23 protein-coding genes are annotated in these 19,492 nt (G+C 72.1%); 6 read left to right on the top strand and 17 right to left on the bottom strand.

Features of this window, described 5'->3' with window-relative positions; all coding sequences use genetic code 11:
* Positions 1-119: 119 nt before the first annotated feature.
* The 3 genes from AB0M27_RS01420 to AB0M27_RS01410 all read right to left on the bottom strand — a co-directional run bounded on the left by AB0M27_RS01420 (position 120) and on the right by AB0M27_RS01410 (position 1,773).
* Positions 120-539: a DUF2752 domain-containing protein gene (locus tag AB0M27_RS01420; protein ID WP_365716852.1), complete on the bottom strand. Its 420-nt coding sequence runs from the start codon at positions 537-539 to the stop codon at positions 120-122.
* Between the two features lie 155 nt (positions 540-694).
* Positions 695-955: an HGxxPAAW family protein gene (locus AB0M27_RS01415; protein WP_351800529.1), complete on the bottom strand. Its 261-nt coding sequence runs from the start codon at positions 953-955 to the stop codon at positions 695-697.
* Positions 956-1,134: 179 nt separating this feature from the next.
* Positions 1,135-1,773 (bottom strand): TIGR02234 family membrane protein, encoded by a 639-nt coding sequence (locus tag AB0M27_RS01410; protein WP_365716850.1) that lies wholly within the window; start codon positions 1,771-1,773, stop codon positions 1,135-1,137.
* 417 nt (positions 1,774-2,190) lie between these two features.
* Between AB0M27_RS01410 and AB0M27_RS01405 the strand changes: the two genes are divergently transcribed.
* Positions 2,191-3,255 (top strand): S53 family peptidase, encoded by a 1,065-nt coding sequence (locus tag AB0M27_RS01405; protein ID WP_365716848.1) that lies wholly within the window; start codon positions 2,191-2,193, stop codon positions 3,253-3,255.
* A gap of 6 nt (positions 3,256-3,261) precedes the next feature.
* On the opposite strand, the gene AB0M27_RS01400 is transcribed toward AB0M27_RS01405, so the two are convergent.
* Together AB0M27_RS01400 and hisI are read right to left on the bottom strand one after the other, a co-directional pair.
* Complete coding sequence (locus tag AB0M27_RS01400) at positions 3,262-4,740, bottom strand: anthranilate synthase component I (protein ID WP_365716682.1); 1,479 nt, start codon at positions 4,738-4,740, stop codon at positions 3,262-3,264.
* 11 nt (positions 4,741-4,751) lie between these two features.
* Positions 4,752-5,162: a phosphoribosyl-AMP cyclohydrolase gene (hisI, locus tag AB0M27_RS01395; protein WP_365716680.1), complete on the bottom strand. Its 411-nt coding sequence runs from the start codon at positions 5,160-5,162 to the stop codon at positions 4,752-4,754.
* Between the two features lie 83 nt (positions 5,163-5,245).
* Here hisI and AB0M27_RS01390 point away from each other — a divergent pair, with 83 nt between their 5' ends.
* Positions 5,246-5,881: a TIGR03085 family metal-binding protein gene (locus AB0M27_RS01390; protein ID WP_365716678.1), complete on the top strand. Its 636-nt coding sequence runs from the start codon at positions 5,246-5,248 to the stop codon at positions 5,879-5,881.
* Between the two features lie 49 nt (positions 5,882-5,930).
* On the opposite strand, the gene AB0M27_RS01385 is transcribed toward AB0M27_RS01390, so the two are convergent.
* From AB0M27_RS01385 to hisD, 10 genes are all read right to left on the bottom strand, one after another.
* Complete coding sequence (locus tag AB0M27_RS01385; protein WP_365716676.1) at positions 5,931-7,172, bottom strand: MFS transporter; 1,242 nt, start codon at positions 7,170-7,172, stop codon at positions 5,931-5,933.
* Positions 7,173-7,187: 15 nt separating this feature from the next.
* Positions 7,188-7,775 carry a winged helix-turn-helix domain-containing protein gene (locus AB0M27_RS01380; protein WP_365716674.1) on the bottom strand — a complete coding sequence of 196 codons (588 nt, stop codon included), beginning with the start codon at positions 7,773-7,775 and terminating at the stop codon, positions 7,188-7,190.
* Between the two features lie 118 nt (positions 7,776-7,893).
* Positions 7,894-8,649: an imidazole glycerol phosphate synthase subunit HisF gene (hisF, locus tag AB0M27_RS01375; RefSeq protein WP_365716672.1), complete on the bottom strand. Its 756-nt coding sequence runs from the start codon at positions 8,647-8,649 to the stop codon at positions 7,894-7,896.
* A 6-nt stretch (positions 8,650-8,655) separates the two neighbouring features.
* Positions 8,656-9,051 (bottom strand): RidA family protein, encoded by a 396-nt coding sequence (locus tag AB0M27_RS01370; RefSeq protein WP_365716670.1) that lies wholly within the window; start codon positions 9,049-9,051, stop codon positions 8,656-8,658.
* Complete coding sequence (priA, locus tag AB0M27_RS01365; protein ID WP_365716668.1) at positions 9,048-9,773, bottom strand: bifunctional 1-(5-phosphoribosyl)-5-((5-phosphoribosylamino)methylideneamino)imidazole-4-carboxamide isomerase/phosphoribosylanthranilate isomerase PriA; 726 nt, start codon at positions 9,771-9,773, stop codon at positions 9,048-9,050. Before priA ends, AB0M27_RS01370 begins: the two co-directional genes overlap by 4 nt.
* Before the next feature lie 3 nt (positions 9,774-9,776).
* Positions 9,777-10,427 (bottom strand): imidazole glycerol phosphate synthase subunit HisH, encoded by a 651-nt coding sequence (gene hisH / locus AB0M27_RS01360; protein ID WP_365716666.1) that lies wholly within the window; start codon positions 10,425-10,427, stop codon positions 9,777-9,779.
* Positions 10,418-10,582 carry a hypothetical protein gene (locus tag AB0M27_RS01355; protein ID WP_365716664.1) on the bottom strand — a complete coding sequence of 55 codons (165 nt, stop codon included), beginning with the start codon at positions 10,580-10,582 and terminating at the stop codon, positions 10,418-10,420. Before AB0M27_RS01355 ends, hisH begins: the two co-directional genes overlap by 10 nt.
* Positions 10,583-10,586: 4 nt before the next feature.
* Positions 10,587-11,180, bottom strand: coding sequence for an imidazoleglycerol-phosphate dehydratase HisB (gene hisB / locus AB0M27_RS01350; protein ID WP_030783530.1), 594 nt, complete (start codon positions 11,178-11,180; stop codon positions 10,587-10,589).
* Positions 11,177-12,283 (bottom strand): histidinol-phosphate transaminase, encoded by a 1,107-nt coding sequence (locus tag AB0M27_RS01345; protein WP_365716662.1) that lies wholly within the window; start codon positions 12,281-12,283, stop codon positions 11,177-11,179. The genes hisB and AB0M27_RS01345 overlap by 4 nt, the downstream gene beginning before the upstream one ends.
* Positions 12,280-13,605: a histidinol dehydrogenase gene (hisD, locus tag AB0M27_RS01340; RefSeq protein WP_365716660.1), complete on the bottom strand. Its 1,326-nt coding sequence runs from the start codon at positions 13,603-13,605 to the stop codon at positions 12,280-12,282. The genes AB0M27_RS01345 and hisD overlap by 4 nt, the downstream gene beginning before the upstream one ends.
* Positions 13,606-13,768: 163 nt before the next feature.
* Between hisD and AB0M27_RS01335 the strand changes: the two genes are divergently transcribed.
* From AB0M27_RS01335 to ybaK, 4 genes are all read left to right on the top strand, one after another.
* On the top strand, positions 13,769-15,346 hold the full coding sequence (locus AB0M27_RS01335) for an oxidoreductase (RefSeq protein ID WP_365716658.1): 1,578 nt from the start codon (positions 13,769-13,771) through the stop codon (positions 15,344-15,346).
* A gap of 169 nt (positions 15,347-15,515) precedes the next feature.
* Complete coding sequence (locus AB0M27_RS01330; RefSeq protein WP_365716656.1) at positions 15,516-16,577, top strand: hypothetical protein; 1,062 nt, start codon at positions 15,516-15,518, stop codon at positions 16,575-16,577.
* 11 nt (positions 16,578-16,588) lie between these two features.
* Positions 16,589-17,329: an LON peptidase substrate-binding domain-containing protein gene (locus AB0M27_RS01325; protein ID WP_365716654.1), complete on the top strand. Its 741-nt coding sequence runs from the start codon at positions 16,589-16,591 to the stop codon at positions 17,327-17,329.
* Between the two features lie 51 nt (positions 17,330-17,380).
* A complete protein-coding gene (gene ybaK / locus AB0M27_RS01320; protein WP_365716652.1) occupies positions 17,381-17,881 on the top strand; it encodes a Cys-tRNA(Pro) deacylase in 501 nt (166 codons plus the stop codon).
* Between the two features lie 28 nt (positions 17,882-17,909).
* Here the strand turns inward: ybaK and AB0M27_RS01315 are convergent, their stop codons facing one another.
* Positions 17,910-18,539, bottom strand: a complete 630-nt coding sequence (locus tag AB0M27_RS01315; RefSeq protein ID WP_365716650.1) for an AAA family ATPase — start codon at positions 18,537-18,539, stop codon at positions 17,910-17,912.
* Between the two features lie 34 nt (positions 18,540-18,573).
* The gene (locus AB0M27_RS01310) at positions 18,574-19,395 is read right to left on the bottom strand and encodes an ABC transporter permease (protein ID WP_365716648.1); all 822 of its coding nucleotides are present in this window, start codon (positions 19,393-19,395) and stop codon (positions 18,574-18,576) included.
* Positions 19,396-19,492 lie beyond the last annotated feature (97 nt).

The raw sequence follows: 19,492 nt of genomic DNA, 5'->3' as shown, positions 1-19,492 counted from the left end.
CCTGACGGTGGTTCCTTCAGGTTTTGAAAACCCGTGGTCACTGCGATGGTATCCGCAGGAGCGCGGAGCCCTCGCATCCGGCGGACACCGGTCCCACTACCTGGACGTTCACGATGTGATCAAGGGTGCAGCCAGCCACCCGACGGCAGGTTCCGGACAGCCGTGAACACCAGCAGCAACGCGCCGATCGCCCACAGGTGCGCCGGCCGCGGGTCCAGCCGCATCGGCCGGCCGCGTACGGAGTGGACCACCCATACGGTCCACAGCACCGCGAAGCCCAGGTAGGCGGCCACGCCCAGCGCGTTGTCGCGCAGCGCGGCGAGCAGGTCGCCGTGGACGAAGGCGTGCGCGCTGCGCAGACCGCCGCAGCCGGGGCAGTACAGGCCGGTGAGCCGGTAGAACGGGCAGACGGGGTAGTGACCGGGTTCGTTCGGGTCGACCGCGCCCACGTACGCGAAGGCCCCGGCGACGGCCGCGAGGAGCCCCGCCGGGACGGTGAGGCGCCGCCATGGCGGGCTGACCGGGGCGTGACGGGTCACGAGCGGGAACGGACGGCTCTCGGCGTTCACGTCAGCATTGTCTCCGGCGCGTGGGCATCGCGCGCGCCGGTCCGCCCGTCGTGGACGTCGTAGACCAGGAGGGGCGGCCCCGCACCTTCCGCAGGTGCCGGGCCGCCCTCGGGAAAACCGCTGGCTCAGCTCTCGACGCCGGCCGGCTCACGGGTCGTGAGGGGGGCGCCGCTCATCTTGAGAGGGGCCTGCTTCGCGCCGAGGCCCATGGCGCGCATGATGCCGCCGACCACCGCGCCGCCGAGGATGAGCACCATGCCGGCCCAGAAGCCGACCGGCTGGGCCATCACCATGAAGGCGCCCGCGACGCAGAAACCGATGAAGGAAATGATGACACCGGTCCAGGCGGCCGGGGTGTGACCGTGGCCGTGGCTGCTGCCCGCCATGTCTGTGCTCCTCGTTGCTGTGTACGTGTCCCAGGAGAGCGGCGTACGTGTCGTACGGCTCCGAGCCCGACCGTCACTGTCGTCACTGTCCGAGCCGGACGCTCGTCGTCCATTGTCCCGTACGAGCACGCGCCCCGGACGCGGGGGTCGCGTCTGTTTCGCCACACCCCGGCCGCGGATCAGGCTCCGGTGGGGTCCTCGCCGCGGTCGAGGGCCTTCCAGATCTCCTCGGGCCGTTCCGGGTCGACCGGGCGGGCCGTGCGGCGCGGACGGTCGGCGCCGCGCTCGTAGCGGCCGGACATGGCGGGCCACCGGCTGCCGTAGCGCAGCGCCAGCAGGCCGGCCAGCAGGATCAGCAGGCCGCCGGCGGCCGCGACGTAGGGCCAGCCGGTGTGGCTGAGCGCGGCGACGGTGGCGGAGGTGTCGCCGCTGGCCTGGGCGGCCTTCTCGTCCAGCGCGGAGCTGTCGGAGGCGGCCCTGAGCGCGGCGGCGACGATGCCGGCGCCGGACAGCGCGAGCAGCCCGGCGACGACGAGCCGGCCGGCCCCGCGGACGGCGAAGACGGCGACGAGCGCGGCGAGGCCCACTATGGCGAGGGCCGCGGGGACGCCCGTGACGTCGCTGCCCTTGGCGGTCAGCGGGAACGCGCCGCCGGCCACCGTCGCGGTGCCCTCGGCCCAACGCTGCCGGGTCGCGAGCAGCGCCACGGCCGCGCCGAGCGCGCCGCACAGGAGGGCCACGGCGAGGCTCCGCCGGCCGGACCGGACGGGCGCGGCGGCATCGGTACGAGGGGGAGGTACGGCAGTCACGTACTCCACTATCGCCTGAACGCCGTGCGAACCGTCACCCGGGTCCGTCAAGCCATGGGCGGGTCGAGTTTCGATCATGATCCGCCCAGGAACGGCACATGAACGTCTCAGGAACTGCAAAGGAATGTTCCTACTTCAACATCCATCTTGTTGACGTGGCCCCGCCATTCGTACGTTCTGCGCCACCACGGTGCGACACCACGCGCCGTGGTGGCACCCGCGCACCCCCCACAGCCCTTCCCGGTTCACCCACCTCGTGGAGGACGTAAGTTGCGCAGAACCGCTTCCCTCACCGCCGTGGCCACACTCGCCACGGCCGCGCTCGCCCTGGCCGCCCCGGTCGGCCAGGCCGCCCAGTCCACCGCCTCCTCGTCCCATGGCGTCACCGTCGCGCATGCCTGCGGCGCCCCGACGCAGAAGGGCGAGATGGCCTGTAACGCCCTCAAGGTCACCTCGGGCACCCCGAAGTCGGCGCACGCGGAGAGCGATCTGACCGCGGCCGCCGCACCCTCCGGCTACGGCCCCGCCTCGCTGCAGGCGGCGTACAACCTGCCCTCCGCGAGCGGCGGTTCGGGCCAGACGGTGGCGATCGTCGACGCCTACGACGACCCGAACGCCGAGTCCGACCTCGCCGTCTACCGCTCCCAGTACGGCCTGTCCGCCTGCACCACGGCCAACGGCTGCTTCCAGAAGGTGGACCAGAACGGCGGCACCAAGTACCCGCGCGGCAACTCCGGCTGGGCCGAGGAGATCTCCCTCGACCTCGACATGGTCAGCGCGGCCTGCCCGAACTGCAAGATCCTGCTGGTGGAGGCCAGTTCGGCCACCATGACCAACCTGGGCACGGCCGTGAACACCGCCGTCCGCCTCGGCGCGAAGTTCGTCTCCAACAGCTACGGCGGCTCCGAGTCCTCCAACGACGCGACGTACGACTCCTCGTACTTCAACCACCCGGGTGTCGCCATCACCGTCTCCTCCGGTGACAACGGCTACGGCGTCGAGTACCCGGCGGCGTCGAAGTACGTGACGGCGGTGGGCGGTACGTCCCTGAAGACGGCCTCCAACTCCCGTGGCTGGACCGACACGGTGTGGAGCGGGGCCGGCTCCGGCTGCTCCGCGTACGACGCCAAGCCCAGCTGGCAGAAGGACTCCGGCTGCGCGAACCGCACGGTCGCGGACGTCTCGGCGGTGGCCGACCCCAACACCGGTGTCGCGGTGTACGACACGTATGCCCAGGGCAGCGGCTGGATGGTCTTCGGCGGCACCAGCGCCTCCTCCCCGCTGATCGCGGCGACCTACGCGCTGGCCGGCGCCCCGTCCGCCGGCTCCTCCCCGGCGTCCTTCCCGTATGCGCACACCTCGGCGCTGAACGACGTCACCAGCGGCTCCAACGGCAGCTGCGGCGGCTCGTACCTGTGCACCGGCACCACCGGGTACGACGGGCCGACCGGGCTCGGCACCCCGAACGGCACCGCCGCGTTCACCGGCTGAACTCTCCTATGAGTTGAGCCTGTTGGCCGTGTGCACCGCGCGGAGGACCGCCGCCGCCTTGTTGCGGCACTCCTGGTCCTCCGCCACCGGGTCGGAGTCGGCGACGATGCCGGCTCCGGCCTGCACGTATGCCGTGCCGTCCCGGAGCAGCGCCGTACGGATGGCGATCGCGGTGTCGGAGTCGCCCGCGAAGTCCAGATAGCCGACACAGCCGCCGTACAGGCCGCGCCGGGACGGCTCCAGTTCGTCGATGATCTGCATCGCGCGGGGCTTGGGGGCGCCGGAGAGGGTGCCCGCCGGGAAGCAGGCGGTGAGCACGTCGAAGGCGGTGCGGCCCTCGGCCACCCGGCCAGTGACGGTCGAGACGATGTGCATCACGTGCGAGTAGCGCTCGATGGACATGAAGTCGACCACCTCGACCGAGCCGGGCTCGCAGACCCGGCCGAGGTCGTTGCGGCCGAGGTCCACCAGCATCAGGTGCTCGGCGCGCTCCTTGGGGTCGGCCATCAGTTCCTCGGCGAGGGCCTGGTCCTCCTGCGGGGTGGTCCCGCGGGGCCGGGTGCCGGCGATGGGGTGGACCATCGCCCGTCCGTCCTCGACCTTCACCAGGGCCTCGGGGGACGAGCCGACGACGTCGAAGCCGTCGAAGCGGAACAGGTACATGTACGGGGACGGGTTCGTGGTCCGCAGCACCCGGTAGACGTCCAGCGCGCTCGCCGTGCACGGGGTCTCGAAGCGCTGGGAGGGCACGACCTGGAAGGCCTCGCCCGCGCGGATGCGCTCCTTGACGTCCTCGACGGCGACCTGGAAGTCGGGGCCGCCCCACAGCGCGGTGTACTCGGGCAGCTCGGAGGGCGGCAGGACGGCCGGGGGCTGGGCGACCGCGCGCGTGAGGTCGGCCTCCATGGCGTCGAGCCGGGCCACGGCGTCGGCGTAGGCCTCGTCCACACCGGTGTCCAGGTCGTTGTGGTTGATCGCGTTGGCGATCAGCAGGACCGAGCCCTCCCAGTGGTCCATGACGGCGAGGTCGCTGGTCAGGAGCATGGTCAGCTCGGGCAGCCGCAGGTCGTCGCGCTCACCGGGGCCGATCTTCTCCAGGCGGCGGACGATGTCGTAGCCCAGGTAGCCGACCATGCCGCCGGTGAAGGGCGGCAGGCCCTCCTGCCGCGGGGTGTGCAGGGCCTGGAGCGTGGCGCGCAGGGCCTTCAGGGGGTCGCCGTCGACCGGGACGCCGACCGGCGGGGTGCCGAGCCAGTGCGCCTGTCCGTCGCGCTCCGTCAGCGTCCCGGCGGACCGGACGCCGACGAAGGAGTACCGGGACCAGGAGCGGCCGTTCTCCGCGGACTCCAGCAGGAAGGTGCCGGGGCGCTCGGCGGCCAGTTTGCGGTACAGGGCGACCGGCGTGTCGCCGTCGGCGAGGAGCTTGCGCGTCACCGGGATGACGCGCCGGTCGGTGGCGAGCTTGCGGAAGGTCTCGAGGTCCATGGCGGCCGACCTTACTGATCAGATGCCGGAACGGCGGAATCGGCGTCGGCGGCGTCCTTCAGGAGCACGTCCTCGTCGAAGCAGGTGCGCGCGCCGGTGTGGCAGGCCGCGCCCACCTGGTCGACCTTGACCAGGACGGTGTCGGCGTCGCAGTCCAGCGCGACCGACTTCACCCACTGGACGTGGCCCGAGGTGTCGCCCTTGACCCAGTACTCCCGGCGGCTGCGCGACCAGTAGGTGCAGCGGCCGGTGGTCAGCGTGCGATGCAGCGCCTCGTCGTCCATCCAGCCGAGCATGAGCACCTCACCGGTGTCGTACTGCTGGGCGACGGCGGGCAGGAGACCGTCCGCGCTGCGCTTGAGGCGAGCGGCGATCTCCGGGTCGAGGCTGCTGGGCCGGGGCGTCCCGGTCGTACTGGTCATGGATGCCATTGTGCCGCGCGGCTACGACAACGCCGGTGCCGTGTCCACTGCGCGGACTCGGCGCCTGGTCGTAGGCTGACTCCATGTCGACCTTCGCCAAGCGTGAACGGCTCCTGCTCGCCGACCTCTTGGAAACCGTCGGTCCGGACGCCGACACCCTCTGCGAGGGCTGGCGGACCCGGGACCTGGCCGCGCATGTCATCGTGCGCGAGCGCCGCCCGGACGCGGCCGGGGGCACGCTGATCAAGCAGCTCGCGCCGCGCCTGGAGAAGGTGATGGCCGAGTACACCGCGAAGCCGTACGAGGAGCTGGTCAAGCTGATCCGTACCGGCCCGCCGCGCTTCTCCCCGTTCCAGCTCAAGCAGGTCGACGAGGCGGCCAACATCGTCGAGTTCTACGTCCACACAGAGGACGTGCGCCGGGCCCAGCCGGACTGGAGCCCGCGCGAGCTGGACTCCGTCTTCCAGGACGCCCTCTGGTCCCGGCTGGAGCGCACGGCGCGGCTGGTGGCCCGGGGTGTGCCGACGGGTCTGGTGCTGCGCCGCCCGGACGGGCAGACGGCGGTGGCGCACCGGGGCGCGCCGGTGGTGACGGTGACCGGCGAGCCGTCGGAGCTGCTGATGTTCGTGTTCGGGAGGCAGAACGCGGCCAAGGTGGAGGTCGAGGGCGAGACGGACGCGATCACCAAGCTGAACGAGTCCAGGCAGCTGGGCATCTGAACCTGCGGCGAGCTCGTGGAGCCGCTTCGGCCGGGGGGGTGAACCGCGGTCAGCCCGGGAGTTCGGCGCGGCTCAGGGCCGGTACGGCGAGGGCGACGACCCCGCCGAGGCCGCAGACGCCGGCGCTGACGACGTAGACCGGCCCCAGGCCCCAGGCACCGATCGCGGCGGCCGCGAGCGGCATGCTGAGCGGGGTCAGACCGAGGCTGATCAAGCCGGCGACGGCGGTGACCCGGCCCAGGTAGGCGGGGTTGGACTGGGTCTGCAGCAGAGCCCCGCACAGGGCGCCGCTGAGCCCGGCGAGCAGGCCGACGAGCAGGGCCACGCCGACGGCGGCGACGAGCGCGGGGACGAAGGCGAGGGCGCCGATGGCCACGGCCCCCGCGGCACACGCCGACCCGGTGACGAGTCCCGCGCGTGGCAGCCGCCCCCGGACCGTGAGCAGCAGCGAGGAGGCTGCGGCCCCGACCCCGAACCCGGCCAGCACCCAGCCCATGCCGGAGGAGCCCCAGCCCCGCCGCTCGGCGAGCAGGGTCAGCCCGACGTTCAGCGGGCCGACGAAGCCGAGGTCGCCGAGGGCGATGGCCAGCATCAGCGGGGCGAGGACGCGGTGGCGGCGGATGTAGTGCAGACCGGCGCGTAGGTCGCTCCAGGCGGTTCCCGCCACCTCGGGCGTGTCGTCCTTCGGCAGGTCCCGTACCCGCACCGAGAGCAGCAGCGGCACCGAGACGGCGATGAGCAGCCCGGCGAAGGCGAACGCGGCCGGGGCACCGCCGACGGCCACGCCGAGGCCGCCGAGCGGGGCGCCGACCACACTGGAGAACCGGATCGCGAGGCCGCGCATCCCCTGGACCCGGGCGAGCTGGCCCTTCTCGGTGAGCCGGGCCGGAAGAGCCCCCACGGCGGGCATGAACACGGCGTCGACCGTGCCGAAGACCAGCGCCAGCAGGGCGAGCGGCCACAGCCCCGGCCTGGTGAGGAACAGCAAGGCGGCCACGGCGAGGACGGCCGCGCAGCGCACGGCGTCGCTGCCGATGACGACCCGGCGCGGCCCGAACCGGTCGGCGATCACCCCGCCACCGAGCATCAGCACGGCCCGGGGCAGCGCGCTCGCGGACATCACCAGGCCGGCCTGAGCGGGCGTTCCGGCCTGTACGGCGGCCCAGGACAGAGCGAGGTAGTACACGCTGTCGCCGAGCATCGAGGAGGTGTAGGCGACGAGCCAGCGCAGGACGTTGGGGTCGCGGTGGGCCTGCGGCGCGGTCACCGGCGGTGTGAGCGTGGCGGTCACGGGAGGAGGGTCCTCTCAGACGCGGAACGGGAAGCCGTACAGGTGGAGCGCGACGTGCTCGCGTCCCTCGGTCTCGCCCGCGGTCTCGGCGGCCCGGCCCCGCTCGTCGTACCTGCGCAGGACCGCTTCCAGTTCGTCCTTCAGCGCGGTGAGCTCCGCCGGGGTCAGCCGCAGCCACGACTCGTTGTCCACGGACGCGGTGTTCCACTCGGGCCCCCAGGTGGGGCGTTCGTCCAGGTAGCGGCGGTACTGGTCGGCCCGCTGGTCGTGGAAGAGACGCGTGGCCGCGAGGTGTGCGGCGGCCTTTCCCGGCTCGCCCCGGAAGTCCTCGTCCCGGATGCTCACCCCGTCCGACGCCGGCTGCCACCAGCGCTCCCGCCCGTCCGCCGTCTGCGGCCGGGCCTCCTCGATCAGCCCGTGGTCGGCGAGCTTGCGCAGGTGGTAGCTGACCAGGGACACCGCCTCGTCCACGTGTTCGGCCAGCTGGGAGGCGGTGGCCACCCGCTCCATGCACAGCAGCCGGTACAGATGGGCGCGCAGCGGGTGCGCGAGGGCCTTGAGCGTGCCCACGTCCGTGATCCGGCGGTTCTCTTTGGTCGCCATACACGCACCGTAGATAGAAAAGAAAAGTTGCGCAATAGATTTTGCGCAACTTCTCTTTCGTATCTGCCCACGAGAAAGCCCCGGCCGCCCGAAGAGGCGACCGGGGCTCAGCGCGGCGTCAGCGTACTGGGTGTCCCGCCTCCCGCAGCGTCTGCTTCACCTCGCCGATCCGCAGGTCGCCGAAGTGGAAGACGGATGCGGCCAGGACCGCGTCGGCGCCGGCGGTGATGGCCGGCGGGAAGTCGGTCAGCTTGCCCGCGCCGCCCGAGGCGATCACCGGGACGGTCACGTGCTTGCGGACCGCCGCGATCATCTCCAGGTCGTAGCCGTCCTTGGTGCCGTCCGCGTCCATGGAGTTGAGGAGGATCTCGCCGGCGCCCAGCTCGGCCGCCCGGTGCGCCCACTCGACGGCGTCGATGCCGGTGCCGCGCCGGCCGCCGTGCGTCGTCACCTCGAAGGAGCCCGACTCGGTGCGGCGCGCGTCCACGGACAGCACCAGCACCTGCCGGCCGAACCGCTCGGCGATCTCGCGGATCAGCGCGGGGCGGGCGATCGCGGCGGTGTTCACGCCCACCTTGTCGGCGCCCGCCCGCAGCAGCTTGTCCACGTCCTCGGCGGTACGGACGCCGCCGCCGACCGTCAGCGGGATGAACACCTGCTCCGCGGTGCGCCGCACCACGTCGTACGTCGTCTCCCGGTCGCCCGAGGACGCGGTGATGTCCAGGAACGTCAGCTCGTCGGCGCCCTCGGCGTCGTACACCTTGGCCATCTCGACGGGGTCGCCCGCGTCGCGCAGGTTCTGGAAGTTGACGCCCTTGACGACCCGGCCGTTGTCCACGTCCAGGCAGGGGATGACTCGGACCGCCAGGGTCATGACTGCTCAGGCTCCTCTGAATGCTTCAAGTTCCACTTCCACCAGGATGCGCGGATCGACGAACCCCTCCACGACCAGCAGGGTCGAGACCGGGCGCACGGAGTCGAAGATCTCCTTGTGTGCCCGGCCCACGGCGTCCACGTCCCGCACATGGGTGAGGTACATCCGCGTACGGATCACGGACCCGATGCCGAGCCCGAACTCGGCGATCGCCTCGATGGCGCTGGTGAACGCCACCTTGGCCTGTTCGTACGGGTCGCCCTCGCCGTACAGCACATCGCCCCGGAAGGACGTCGTGCCGGCGACCAGCACGCGGTCCCCCGCCGCGACGGCACGCGCGAAACCGAAACTCTCTTCCCAGGGACTTCCGCTCTGCACGCGCCGCACGGCTTCCGACGTCATGACGACACAGCCTCCAAGGCCTCTTCCAGGGTGAACGCCTTCGCGTACAGGGCCTTCCCGACAATGGAGCCCTCGACACCGAGGGGTACCAGCTCGGCGACGGCGCGCAGGTCGTCCAGGGACGACACGCCGCCGGAGGCCACGACCGGACGGTCCGTCGCGGCGCACACGTTCTTCAGCAGCTGAAGGTTGGGGCCCTGGAGGGTGCCGTCCTTGGCGATGTCGGTGACGACGTAGCGGGCGCAGCCCTCCTTGTTGAGGCGCTCCAGCGTCTCGTAGAGGTCGCCGCCGTCGCGGGTCCAGCCGCGGCCGCGCAGGGTCGTGCCGCGCACGTCCAGGCCGACCGCGATCTTGTCGCCGTGCTCGGAGATGACCTTGGCGACCCACTCGGGGGTCTCCAGGGCCGCCGTGCCGAGGTTGACGCGGGTGCAGCCGGTGGCCAGGGCGGCCGCCAGCGAGGCGTCGTCGCGGATGCCGCCGGACAGCTCCACCTTGATGTCCATCGCCCCCGCGACCTCGGCGATCAGCTCACGGTTGTCACCCGTGCCGAAGGCCGCGTCCAGGTCGACCAGGTGCAGCCACTCGGCGCCGGAGCGCTGCCAGGCGAGGGCGGCCTCCAGCGGGGAGCCATAGGAGGTCTCGGTCCCGGACTCGCCGTGCACGAGGCGGACGGCCTGGCCGTCGCGGACGTCGACGGCGGGGAGGAGTTCGAGCTTGGCCATGGTCTACAGGGTTCCGATCCAGTTGGTGAGGAGCTGGGCGCCGGCGTCGCCGGACTTCTCGGGGTGGAACTGCGTGGCCCACAGGGCGCCGTTCTCCACGGCGGCCACGAACGGCTTGCCGTGCGTCGACCAGGTCACCTTGGGCGCCGCGATCACCGGGTTGTGCGACTCCAGCTGCCAGTCGTGTACGGCGTAGGAGTGCACGAAGTAGAAGCGGGCGTCGGCGTCGAGGCCGGCGAACAGCTCCGAGTCGGCGGGGGCGTCGACGGTGTTCCAGCCCATGTGGGGCACGACCTCGGCCTGGAGCGGCTCGACCGTGCCGGGCCACTCGTCCAGGCCCTCGGCCTCCACGCCGTGCTCGATGCCGCGCGCGAACAGGATCTGCATGCCGACGCAGATGCCCATCACGGGCCGTCCGCCGGACAGCCGGCGGTCCACCACCCAGTCACCGCGGGCGGCGCGCAGCCCCTGCATGCAGGCCGCGAACGCCCCGACGCCCGGAACGAGCAGGCCGTCGGCGTTCATGGCCTTGTCGAAGTCGCGCGTGATCTCGACATCGGCGCCCACGCGCGCGAGGGCGCGCTCGGCGGAGCGGACGTTGCCGAAGCCGTAGTCGAAGACCACGACCTTCTTGCTGCCAGTGCTCAATTCCACACCCCCAGCCGCATGACGCCCGCGACCAGGCACATGCCCGCGCCGATGGAGAGCAGCACGATCAGGCTCGTGGGCATCTTCTGCTTGACGAAGGAGATGATGCCGCCGACCAGGAAGAGACCGACGACGATCAGCACGGTGGAGAGGCTGTTCATGGGTTTACAGCGCGCCCTTCGTGGAGGGGAGGATGCCGGCCGCGCGGGGGTCGCGCTCGGAGGCGTAACGCAGCGCCCGGGCGAGGGCCTTGAACTGGCACTCCACGATGTGGTGCGCGTTGCGCCCGTACGGCACGTGCACGTGCAGCGCGATCTGTGCCTGGGCGACGAAGGACTCCAGGATGTGCCGGGTCATCGTGGTGTCATACTCGCCGATCATCGGCGCCATGTTCTCGGGCTCGGTGTGCACGAGGTACGGGCGACCGCTGAGGTCGACCGTCACCTGGGCCAGGGACTCGTCCAGCGGCACCGTGCAGTTGCCGAATCGATAGATCCCCACCTTGTCGCCGAGCGCCTGCTTGAAGGCGGCGCCGAGCGCGAGGGCGGTGTCCTCGATGGTGTGGTGGGAGTCGATGTGCAGGTCGCCGTCGGTCTTCACGGTCAGGTCGAACAGACCGTGCCGGCCGAGCTGGTCGAGCATGTGGTCGTAGAAGCCGACGCCGGTGGCGATGTCGGTCCGCCCGGTGCCGTCGAGGTCTATCTCGACGAGGACCGAGGTCTCCTTGGTGGTGCGCTCCACGCGTCCAACGCGGCTCATGCCTCAAGCTCCTTCTTCAACTCACGGACCGCGTCGAGGAACGCGTCGTTCTCCTCCGGGGTGCCGGCGGACACCCGCAGCCACCCCGGTACGCCGTTGTCCCGGACCAGGACGCCCCGGTCGAGGATCTTCTGCCAGGCCTCGTGGGCGTTCGCGAACCGGCCGAACTGCACGAAGTTCGCGTCGGACTCGGTGACCTCGTAGCCGATCGCGCGCAGCTCGGCGACCAGCCGATCCCGCTCCGCCTTCAGCTGCTCGACGTATCCCAGCAGGGTGTCGGTGTGCTCCAGGGCGGCCAGGGCGGTCGCCTGGGTGATCGCCGACAGGTGGTACGGCAGCCGGACGAGCTGGACGGCGTCCACGACCGCCGAGTCGGCGGCGAGATAGCCGAGGCGGAGCCCCGCCGCGCCGAACGCCTTGGACATCGTGCGGGAGACGACCAGATTCGGGCGGCCCCGCAGCAGCGGCAGCAGCGAGTCGCCGTGGCTGAACTCGATGTACGCCTCGTCCACGATCACCATCGACGGCTTGGCCGCCTGCGCCGCCTCGAACAGCGCGAGCACCGTCTCCGGCGGGACCGCGTTGCCCGTGGGGTTGTTGGGGGTGGTGATGAAGACGACGTCCGGCTTCTGCTCGGCGATCGCCTCGCCGGCCGCCGCGACGTCGATCGTGAAGTCCTCGTTGCGCGGACCCGAGATCCAGCCGGTGCCGGTGCCGCGCGCGATGAGCGCGTGCATCGAGTACGACGGCTCGAAGCCGATGGCCGTACGGCCCGGCCCGCCGAAGGTCTGCAGCAGCTGCTGGATGACCTCGTTGGAGCCGTTGGCGGCCCATACGTTCTCGATGCCGAGCGGGTACTTGCCGGTCCTCGTCAGGTACTTGGCCAGCTCGGTGCGCAGCTGGACCGCGTCCCGGTCCGGGTAGCGGTTCAGGTCGCGGGCGGCCTCCCGCACCCGCTCCGCGATCCGCTCGACCAGCGGCTCGGGCAGCGGGTAGGGGTTCTCGTTGGTGTTCAGCCGTACGGGGACGTCCAACTGGGGCGCGCCGTAAGGGGACTTGCCGCGCAGCTCGTCCCGTACGGGGAGATCGTCGATGCGGGTCACTTGCTCTCGGGTACCTTCCAACCGAACCGTGCCTTGATCGCCGCGCCGTGCGCCGGCAGGTCCTCCGCCTCCGCCAGCGTCACCACGTGGTGGGCGACCTCGGCGAGCGCGTCCTTCGTGTAGTCCACGATGTGGATGCCGCGCAGGAAGGACTGGACGGACAGGCCCGAGGAGTGGCAGGCGCAGCCGCCGGTGGGCAGGACGTGGTTGGACCCGGCCGCGTAGTCGCCGAGCGACACGGGGGCCCAGGGTCCGATGAAGATCGCGCCCGCGTTCTTGACGCGATCGGCGACCTCGGAAGCCCGGGCGGTCTGGATCTCCAGGTGCTCGGCGCCGTACGCGTCGACGACCCTCAGGCCCTCCTCGATGCCGTCGACCAGCACGATCGCGGACTGCCGGCCCCTGAGCGCGGGCACGATCCGGTCCTCGACGTGCCTGGTGGCGGCGACCTGCGGCTCCAGCTCCTTCTCCACCGCCTCGGCGAGCTCGACGGAGTCGGTTACCAGCACGGCCGCCGCGAGCGGGTCGTGCTCGGCCTGGCTGATCAGGTCCGAGGCCACGTGCACCGGGTCGGCGGTGTCGTCGGCGAGGACGGCGATCTCGGTGGGTCCGGCCTCGGCGTCGATGCCGATCCTGCCGGTGAAGAAGCGCTTGGCGGCGGCGACCCAGATGTTGCCGGGGCCCGTGACCATGTTCGCGGGCGGGCAGGACTCGGTGCCGTAGGCGAACATCGCGACGGCGGTGGCGCCGCCGGCCGCGTAGACCTCGTCCACGCCGAGCAGGGCGCAGGCGGCGAGGATCGTCGGGTGCGGCAGCCCGCCGAACTCGGCCTGCGGCGGGGAGGCGAGCGCGATGGACCCGACGCCGGCCTCCTGGGCCGGGACGGCGTTCATGATCACGGACGAGGGGTAGACGGACCGGCCGCCCGGCGCGTACAGCCCGACGCGCTCGACCGGCACCCACTTCTCGGTGACGGAGCCGCCGGGCACCACCTGGGTGGTGTGGGTGCTACGGCGCTGCTCGCGGTGGACCAGGCGGGCGCGGCGGATGGACTCCTCCAGCGCGGCGCGCACGGCCGGGTCCAGAGCGTCGAGGGCATCGGTGAGGGCCTGGGCCGGCACACGGACGGATTCCAGCCGTACTCCGTCGAACTTCTCGGCGAAGTCGATCAGCGCCGCGTCGCCACGATGATGCACGGCCTCGCAGATCGGGCGCACCTTCTCCAGGGCGGCCGATACGTCGAAGTCGGCTCGGGGCAGCAGGTCGCGAAGGGCGAGGCCCTCGGGAAGGGCGTCGCCGCGCAGATCGATTCGGGAAATCACAGCCCCAATTCTCTCAGACCGCCGTCGCGGGCCGTGGACGCGTATCAATGACTGATACAGAACGTGGCGGAACTCGGAAGATCGCCTTCACGTCTAGTGTTCCGGACGTCACTCAGCGGGCATGACCGGCTGTACGAAAGCACTGGACCAGGAGAGGACGAAGGTGACCGAGGGGACCGGCGTCGTCGCCGGGGACCTGCCGGACGAGCTGACCGCGGCCGAGGCGGGCATGTGGCAGGCCTTCCGCAACGGCAGTTTGTACGACCTGAGCTGTGGGGACGCCGTGGTGGACGATCCGCACGGCGGACACCCCTGGGGTCCGGAGCGCACGGTGCGGGCGCGGATCGTGGCCTGGCTGCTGCTGGACGGCCCGCCGGCGCTCGCGGGCCGGGTGTCCGCGCTGAAGCTGACCGGCGTGCGGATCACCGGCACCCTGGACCTCTCCGGCGGCACGGTACGGCCGTACGTCGAACTGCGCGGCTGCCGCTTCGACGAGGAGGTCCTGCTGCCGGAGGCCCGGTTCACGACCTTGCGCATGGTGGACTGCGCGGTGCCCCGGCTGGAGGCGGCCCGGGTGCACACCGAGGGAGACCTGCATCTGCCGCGCTGCCGGTTCCAGAACGGGGCCCGGCTGACGGACGCGCGCATCGGCACCGATCTGATGCTCAACGAGGCGGTGGCGTACCGCGACCGCAGCGGGCGGTCGATCTCGGCGGACGGCATGACCGTCGGCCAGGACCTGCAGGCGGAGATGCTGCAGTCGCACGGCGAGCTGCGGCTGCGCGGCGCCAAGGTCGGTGTCTCGCTCAGCCTGCGCGGCGCCAACCTGGACAACCCCTACTCCCGCTACGCCCTGAACGCCCCCCAGCTGACCGTCGAACGCACCCTGTACCTGACCCCGGCCGGCGTGGGCAGCCCGCTGCTGAGTGGTACGACACCGGCGCGCGGGACGCGGATCCAGCGCTTCGAGTGCCGGGGCGGGATACGCCTGGACGACGGCCGGTTCGGGGACGCCGTCGACTTCGAGCGGGCCCGGTTCACCCTCACCGACGACCAGGAGCTGTCGCTGCGCCGGGTGCACGCGTCGGAGCTGCGCTTCCTCGGGGACGGGCCGCAGCGCGGCAAGGTGGTGCTGTCCGGCGCGCGGATCGTCAGCCTGGTGGACCGGGCGGCGAGCTGGCCGGGCCCCGGCAATCTGCACATGGGCGGCTTCGTGTACGAGAACCTCGTCCCGCGCGGCCCGTTCCCGCTGGCCGGCCGGCTGGACTGGGTGGCAGCGGCCACCGCGGAGTACGCCCCGGAGCCGTACGAGCGGCTGGCGGCGGTGCTGCGGGCGGCCGGGGAGGACGAGGACGCGCGGGAGGTGCTGCTCGCCAAGCAGCGCCGGCGCCGCGAGACGCTGCCGCTGGCCGGGAAGTTCTGGGGGTACGTCCAGGACTGGACGGTCGCCTACGGCTACCGGCCCGGCCGGGCCGCGGTGTGGATGGCGGTGCTGTGGGCGGCGGGCACGCTGGCGTTCGCGCACGCGGACCATCCGCCGATGAACCATGACGCCCATCCGTACTGGAGCCCGGCCCTGTTCACCCTGGACCTGCTCCTGCCGGTGATCGACCTGGGCCAGGTCGGCCAGTGGCAACTGCGCGGCGGCTGGCAGTGGCTGGCGGCCGTGATGATCCTGCTCGGCTGGATCCTGGCGACGACGGTGGCGGCGGGGGCGACCCGGCTGCTGCGGCGGGGCTGAGCTTCGACGCCGGTGCGAACCGGCCGCTCCCGGGGGTGCACGATCGACGCAGAAGCCACAGGCGTCTCAAACGTTGAAGAATCACCTTTACCGGTCCTTGACCGTCCGCCATACAACTTTCCATGACTTGCCCGAAGCCTCTGGCGCGCGGCCGACCTGCGGACTTTCAATGGTCAGCACCATGGTTGCGCTCCCCCCGTTCATCCGCCCCACCCGGATGTCCAAACGCTCCGCGCGCCCGGCCGACCGACCGCCCGCCGGGGACGAGGTCGTACTCGACGCACCCGACGACCGCCTCTCGCCCGCGCTCGTCGCCGCCGGCCGCGGCGAGTACCGGGCCGCGGCCGACCTGCTCGCGACCACCCGCACCGGGGGCGAGTGGGAGAACCACGACCGGTACGTCCGGCATCTGGCCGCCTTCGCCCGTTCGCGCCCCGAGTGGTTCGAGTCCTGGCGGGCGGCCGGCCCGGCGAAGCCCGACGCCCTGCTGGTCGAGGCACAGCTGGCCGTCGACCGCGCCTGGCCCTCGCCGGCCCGCGCCGAGCTGCTGCGCGAGGTGAGCCCGCTGATCACCGCCGCCGCCCGCGCCGACGACCGCGACCCGGTGCCGTGGCGGATCGCGCTGGACCACGCGCGCGGCTCGCGGGCGGGCCACCGCTACTTCGAGGAGCTGTGGGAGGCGGCCGTGCGCCGCGCCCCGCACCACTACGGCTGCCATGTGGCCGCCCTGCGCTACCTGGCCAGCTTTCGGCCCGGTTCCCACGGCGCCTGCTTCGACTTCGCCGAGCGGGCGGCGCAGGACGCCCCGGCCGACTCGCTCGTCCAGGCCCTGCCGGCCCGGGCCGCCTTCGGCTATCTGATCGACGGCCGCGACCACGAGATCCCGCGCGCCCGGCTGGACGCCGCGGCCGACCAGGCGCTCGCGCTCTCCGCCCGCTTCCCGGCGGCCGACCCGTGGGCCGCCCAGGTCCGCAACAAGCTCCTGTACGTCCTGCTGCGCCTGCACCGCTGGGAGGACGCGCGCGCCGAGCTGAGCCGGATCGGCCCGTACGCCACCTCCTTCCCCTGGGACCGGTTCTCCGAGGACCCGCTCGGCCACTTCCTGCGGCTGCGCGAGCACCTGCTGACGGCGGGATCCAGGCTCGCCCCCGCAGGCCTCATGGCCCTGGTGAGCGCTCCCCACGTGCCCCTCGGCAAGCGCGGCGGACACGCGCGCGCCGGTGACCACTAGGCTGGGGCGTCGTGACCACCGCCCGTCTCCCGCTCTTCCCGCTGAACACGGTGCTGTTCCCGGGGCTCGTGCTGCCGCTGAACGTCTTCGAGGAGCGCTATCGCGCGATGATGCGCGAGTTGCTCAAGACACCGGAGGAAGAGCCGCGCCGGTTCGCCGTCGTGGCCATCCGTGACGGCTACGAGGTGGCGCCGAGCGCCCCCGGCATGCCGGACCCCACGGCAGAGCCCGACCGGGGGCCGGCCGCGGGCTTCGGCCCGGACCCCCTCAAGGCCTTCCACGGGGTGGGCTGTGTGGCGGACGCGGCGACCATCCGGGAGCGGGCTGACGGCACGTTCGAGGTGCTGGCGACGGGCACGAGCCGGGTGCGGCTGCTCTCCGTCGACGCGTCGGGCCCGTTCCTGACCGCCGAGCTGGAGGAACTGCCGGAGGAGCCGGGCGACGAGGCGGGCGCGCTGGCCGAGGGGGTCCTGCGCTCGTTCCGGCAGTACCAGAAGCGCCTGGCGGGCGCCCGCGAGCGCTCGCTGTCGACGGGTGCGGAGCTCCCGGACGACCCGAGCGTGGTGTCGTACCTGGTGGCGGCCGCGATGGTGCACGACACACCGACGAAACAGCGACTGCTCCAAGCCCCCGACACCGCGTCCCGCCTGCGCGACGAGCTGAAACTCCTTCGCTCCGAGACGTCCATCATCCGTAGTCTTCCGTCGCTGCCCGCGTTCGAGCTGACCCGGGCACCGACGAGCCTGAACTGAGCAAGACGGCTGCTGAAAAAGACGTCCGAGGAACACGGCCGAGGAAGACGGATGGCGAAGAAGTCGAAGAAACAACAGTCCGGCGGCACCCCCGCGACCGTCGCCCTGTCCGCGGCCGGCGTGGACTTCACGGTCCACTCCTACGACCACGACCCCTCCCACCCCTCCTACGGCGAGGAGGCGGCGGAGGCGATGGGCGTCTCCCCCGACCGCGTCTTCAAGACCCTGGTGGCCGACGTCGACGGCGCTCTGACCGTGGCGGTGGTCCCGGTGTCCGGCTCCCTGGACCTGAAGGCCCTCGCGGCGGCGGTGGGCGGCAAACGGGCCACGATGGCCGACCCGACCCTGGCCGAGCGCACCACGGGCTATGTCCGCGGCGGCATCTCACCCCTGGGCCAGCGCAAGAGACTCCCGACGGTCCTGGACGACTCCGCCGAGGCCCACGAGACGATCTGCGTCTCGGCGGGCCGCCGGGGCCTGGAGGTGGAACTGTCCCCGACAGACCTGACCAAGCTGACGAGCGCGGTGCTGGCGCCCATCGGGCGGGGCTGACGGGTCCAGGGGGACGAAGCCCCCTTGGTCAGGGTGCCGGCAGCTCGGGGTCGCGGGGGCCGAACAATGCCGTGAGGCCGAGGTGGACCAGCAGCGCGCCCAACGGCCAAGCCAGCAGCGCGCCCTTGGCGCCCAGTTTCAGCGGCGCCGAGAAGGTGACCCCCTTCCCCGCGGCCTTGGCATGCGCCAGAACGTCGGACGTGGGTCCGAGCCACACTCCGAGCCGCCACGCCACCACCGAGCCGAGCAGCGCGCCGAGGCCGAGGGCCACCACGACCGGCACACCCCCACCCCGCCGCAGCAGGAAGACGACCATCGCGCTGACGAGCCCGAACGCCAGTCCCAGCAGGGCGAACGTGCCGTCCACCCCCGCGGCCTGCTCGCCCTCGCTGTCCTTGAGGTAGACGACCCAGTTCTTCTCGACCACATCGCCGACCAGCGGCACATGCGGCGCCAGCCACCACCACAGCAGCCCGAACAGCGCACCGACCAGGGCCATGGCCACCGTGATGACGGCGGCGTCCCGCAGTTCGGTCTTCATCCCGGGGCCGTCCTGTTCGTACACGCCCCCGGGCATCCCGGCAGGCGGCGGCGCCTGCCAGACGTCGTTCGAGGACTGGTTGTGCGGCGGCGTAGGCGGAGTCAACGGTGCGGTCACCCTGACATCGTGCCAGGTCGCCCTGTGCGCCGCGTCACCGGACGGCGGCCCTGCGGTACGCCCGGGCCGCCACGGCCAGCGAGACGACTCCGACACCCGCGCACACCCCCAGGTCGACCAGGACGACGGCCCAGTCCGGATGGGCCCCGAAGGTCCTGGCGTACGCCTCCACACCGTACGTCGACGGCAGCAGATCCCGGGCCAGCCGTACGATCTCCGGCATCCGGTCGGCCGGCAGCACACCCAGCAGCAGCGCCGCCGACATGCCCAGTTGCCCGAGCAGCGTGGCCAGCTCGGGCCGCGGCGCGAGCAGCCCGCAGGCGGCGCCGAGCCCGGACAGCGCGGCCCCGGCGAGCGGGATCACGGCCACCAGAATCCACAGATTGCCCAACGGCAGCCCGAACAGGACGCACCCGAAGACCGCGGTCACCAGCGTCCCCGGCACGGTGAAGGAGGCGTACGCCGCCGCCGCGCCCAGCACCACCGCGGCCGGCGGCACCGGCAGGGTGGCGTAGTGATCGAGCCCGCCGCTGGCCCGCAACTGCCCGAAGTACTGCGCCAGCAGATTCAGCGCCACATACGCGACGACCAGCACCGACGACCCGGCCACCACGGACTGGGCCTCGCTGCCGCTGTCGACGACACCCCGCATCATCACGGTGATGCCGACGGACTGGAAGGTGGCCACGAACAACAGCGGGATCCGCGCCACCCGGGCCCGGGACAGCTGCGCCCGGTAGACGGCCGCCAGCGACGGCCACAACCGCGCGGCCGGCCCGAGCTCGGCCGCGCCCGGAGCCGTCTGCGGCACCACCCGGCCGCCGCCCGGCAGCACCTCGGCGGGTACGACACTCACGACGAGCTGCTCCCCTTCCCTGCCCCGGTCCCACCGACCACAGTCACACGGACCGCGGTCGCACAGACCGCAGTCGCACAGACCCATACGCACCGCA

This window comes from Streptomyces sp. NPDC052107 (genome assembly GCF_040680215.1).
Taxonomy (GTDB): domain Bacteria; phylum Actinomycetota; class Actinomycetes; order Streptomycetales; family Streptomycetaceae; genus Streptomyces.
Note: the sequence above shows the minus strand (reverse complement) of the source record. Positions and strands in the feature narration are given on the sequence as shown.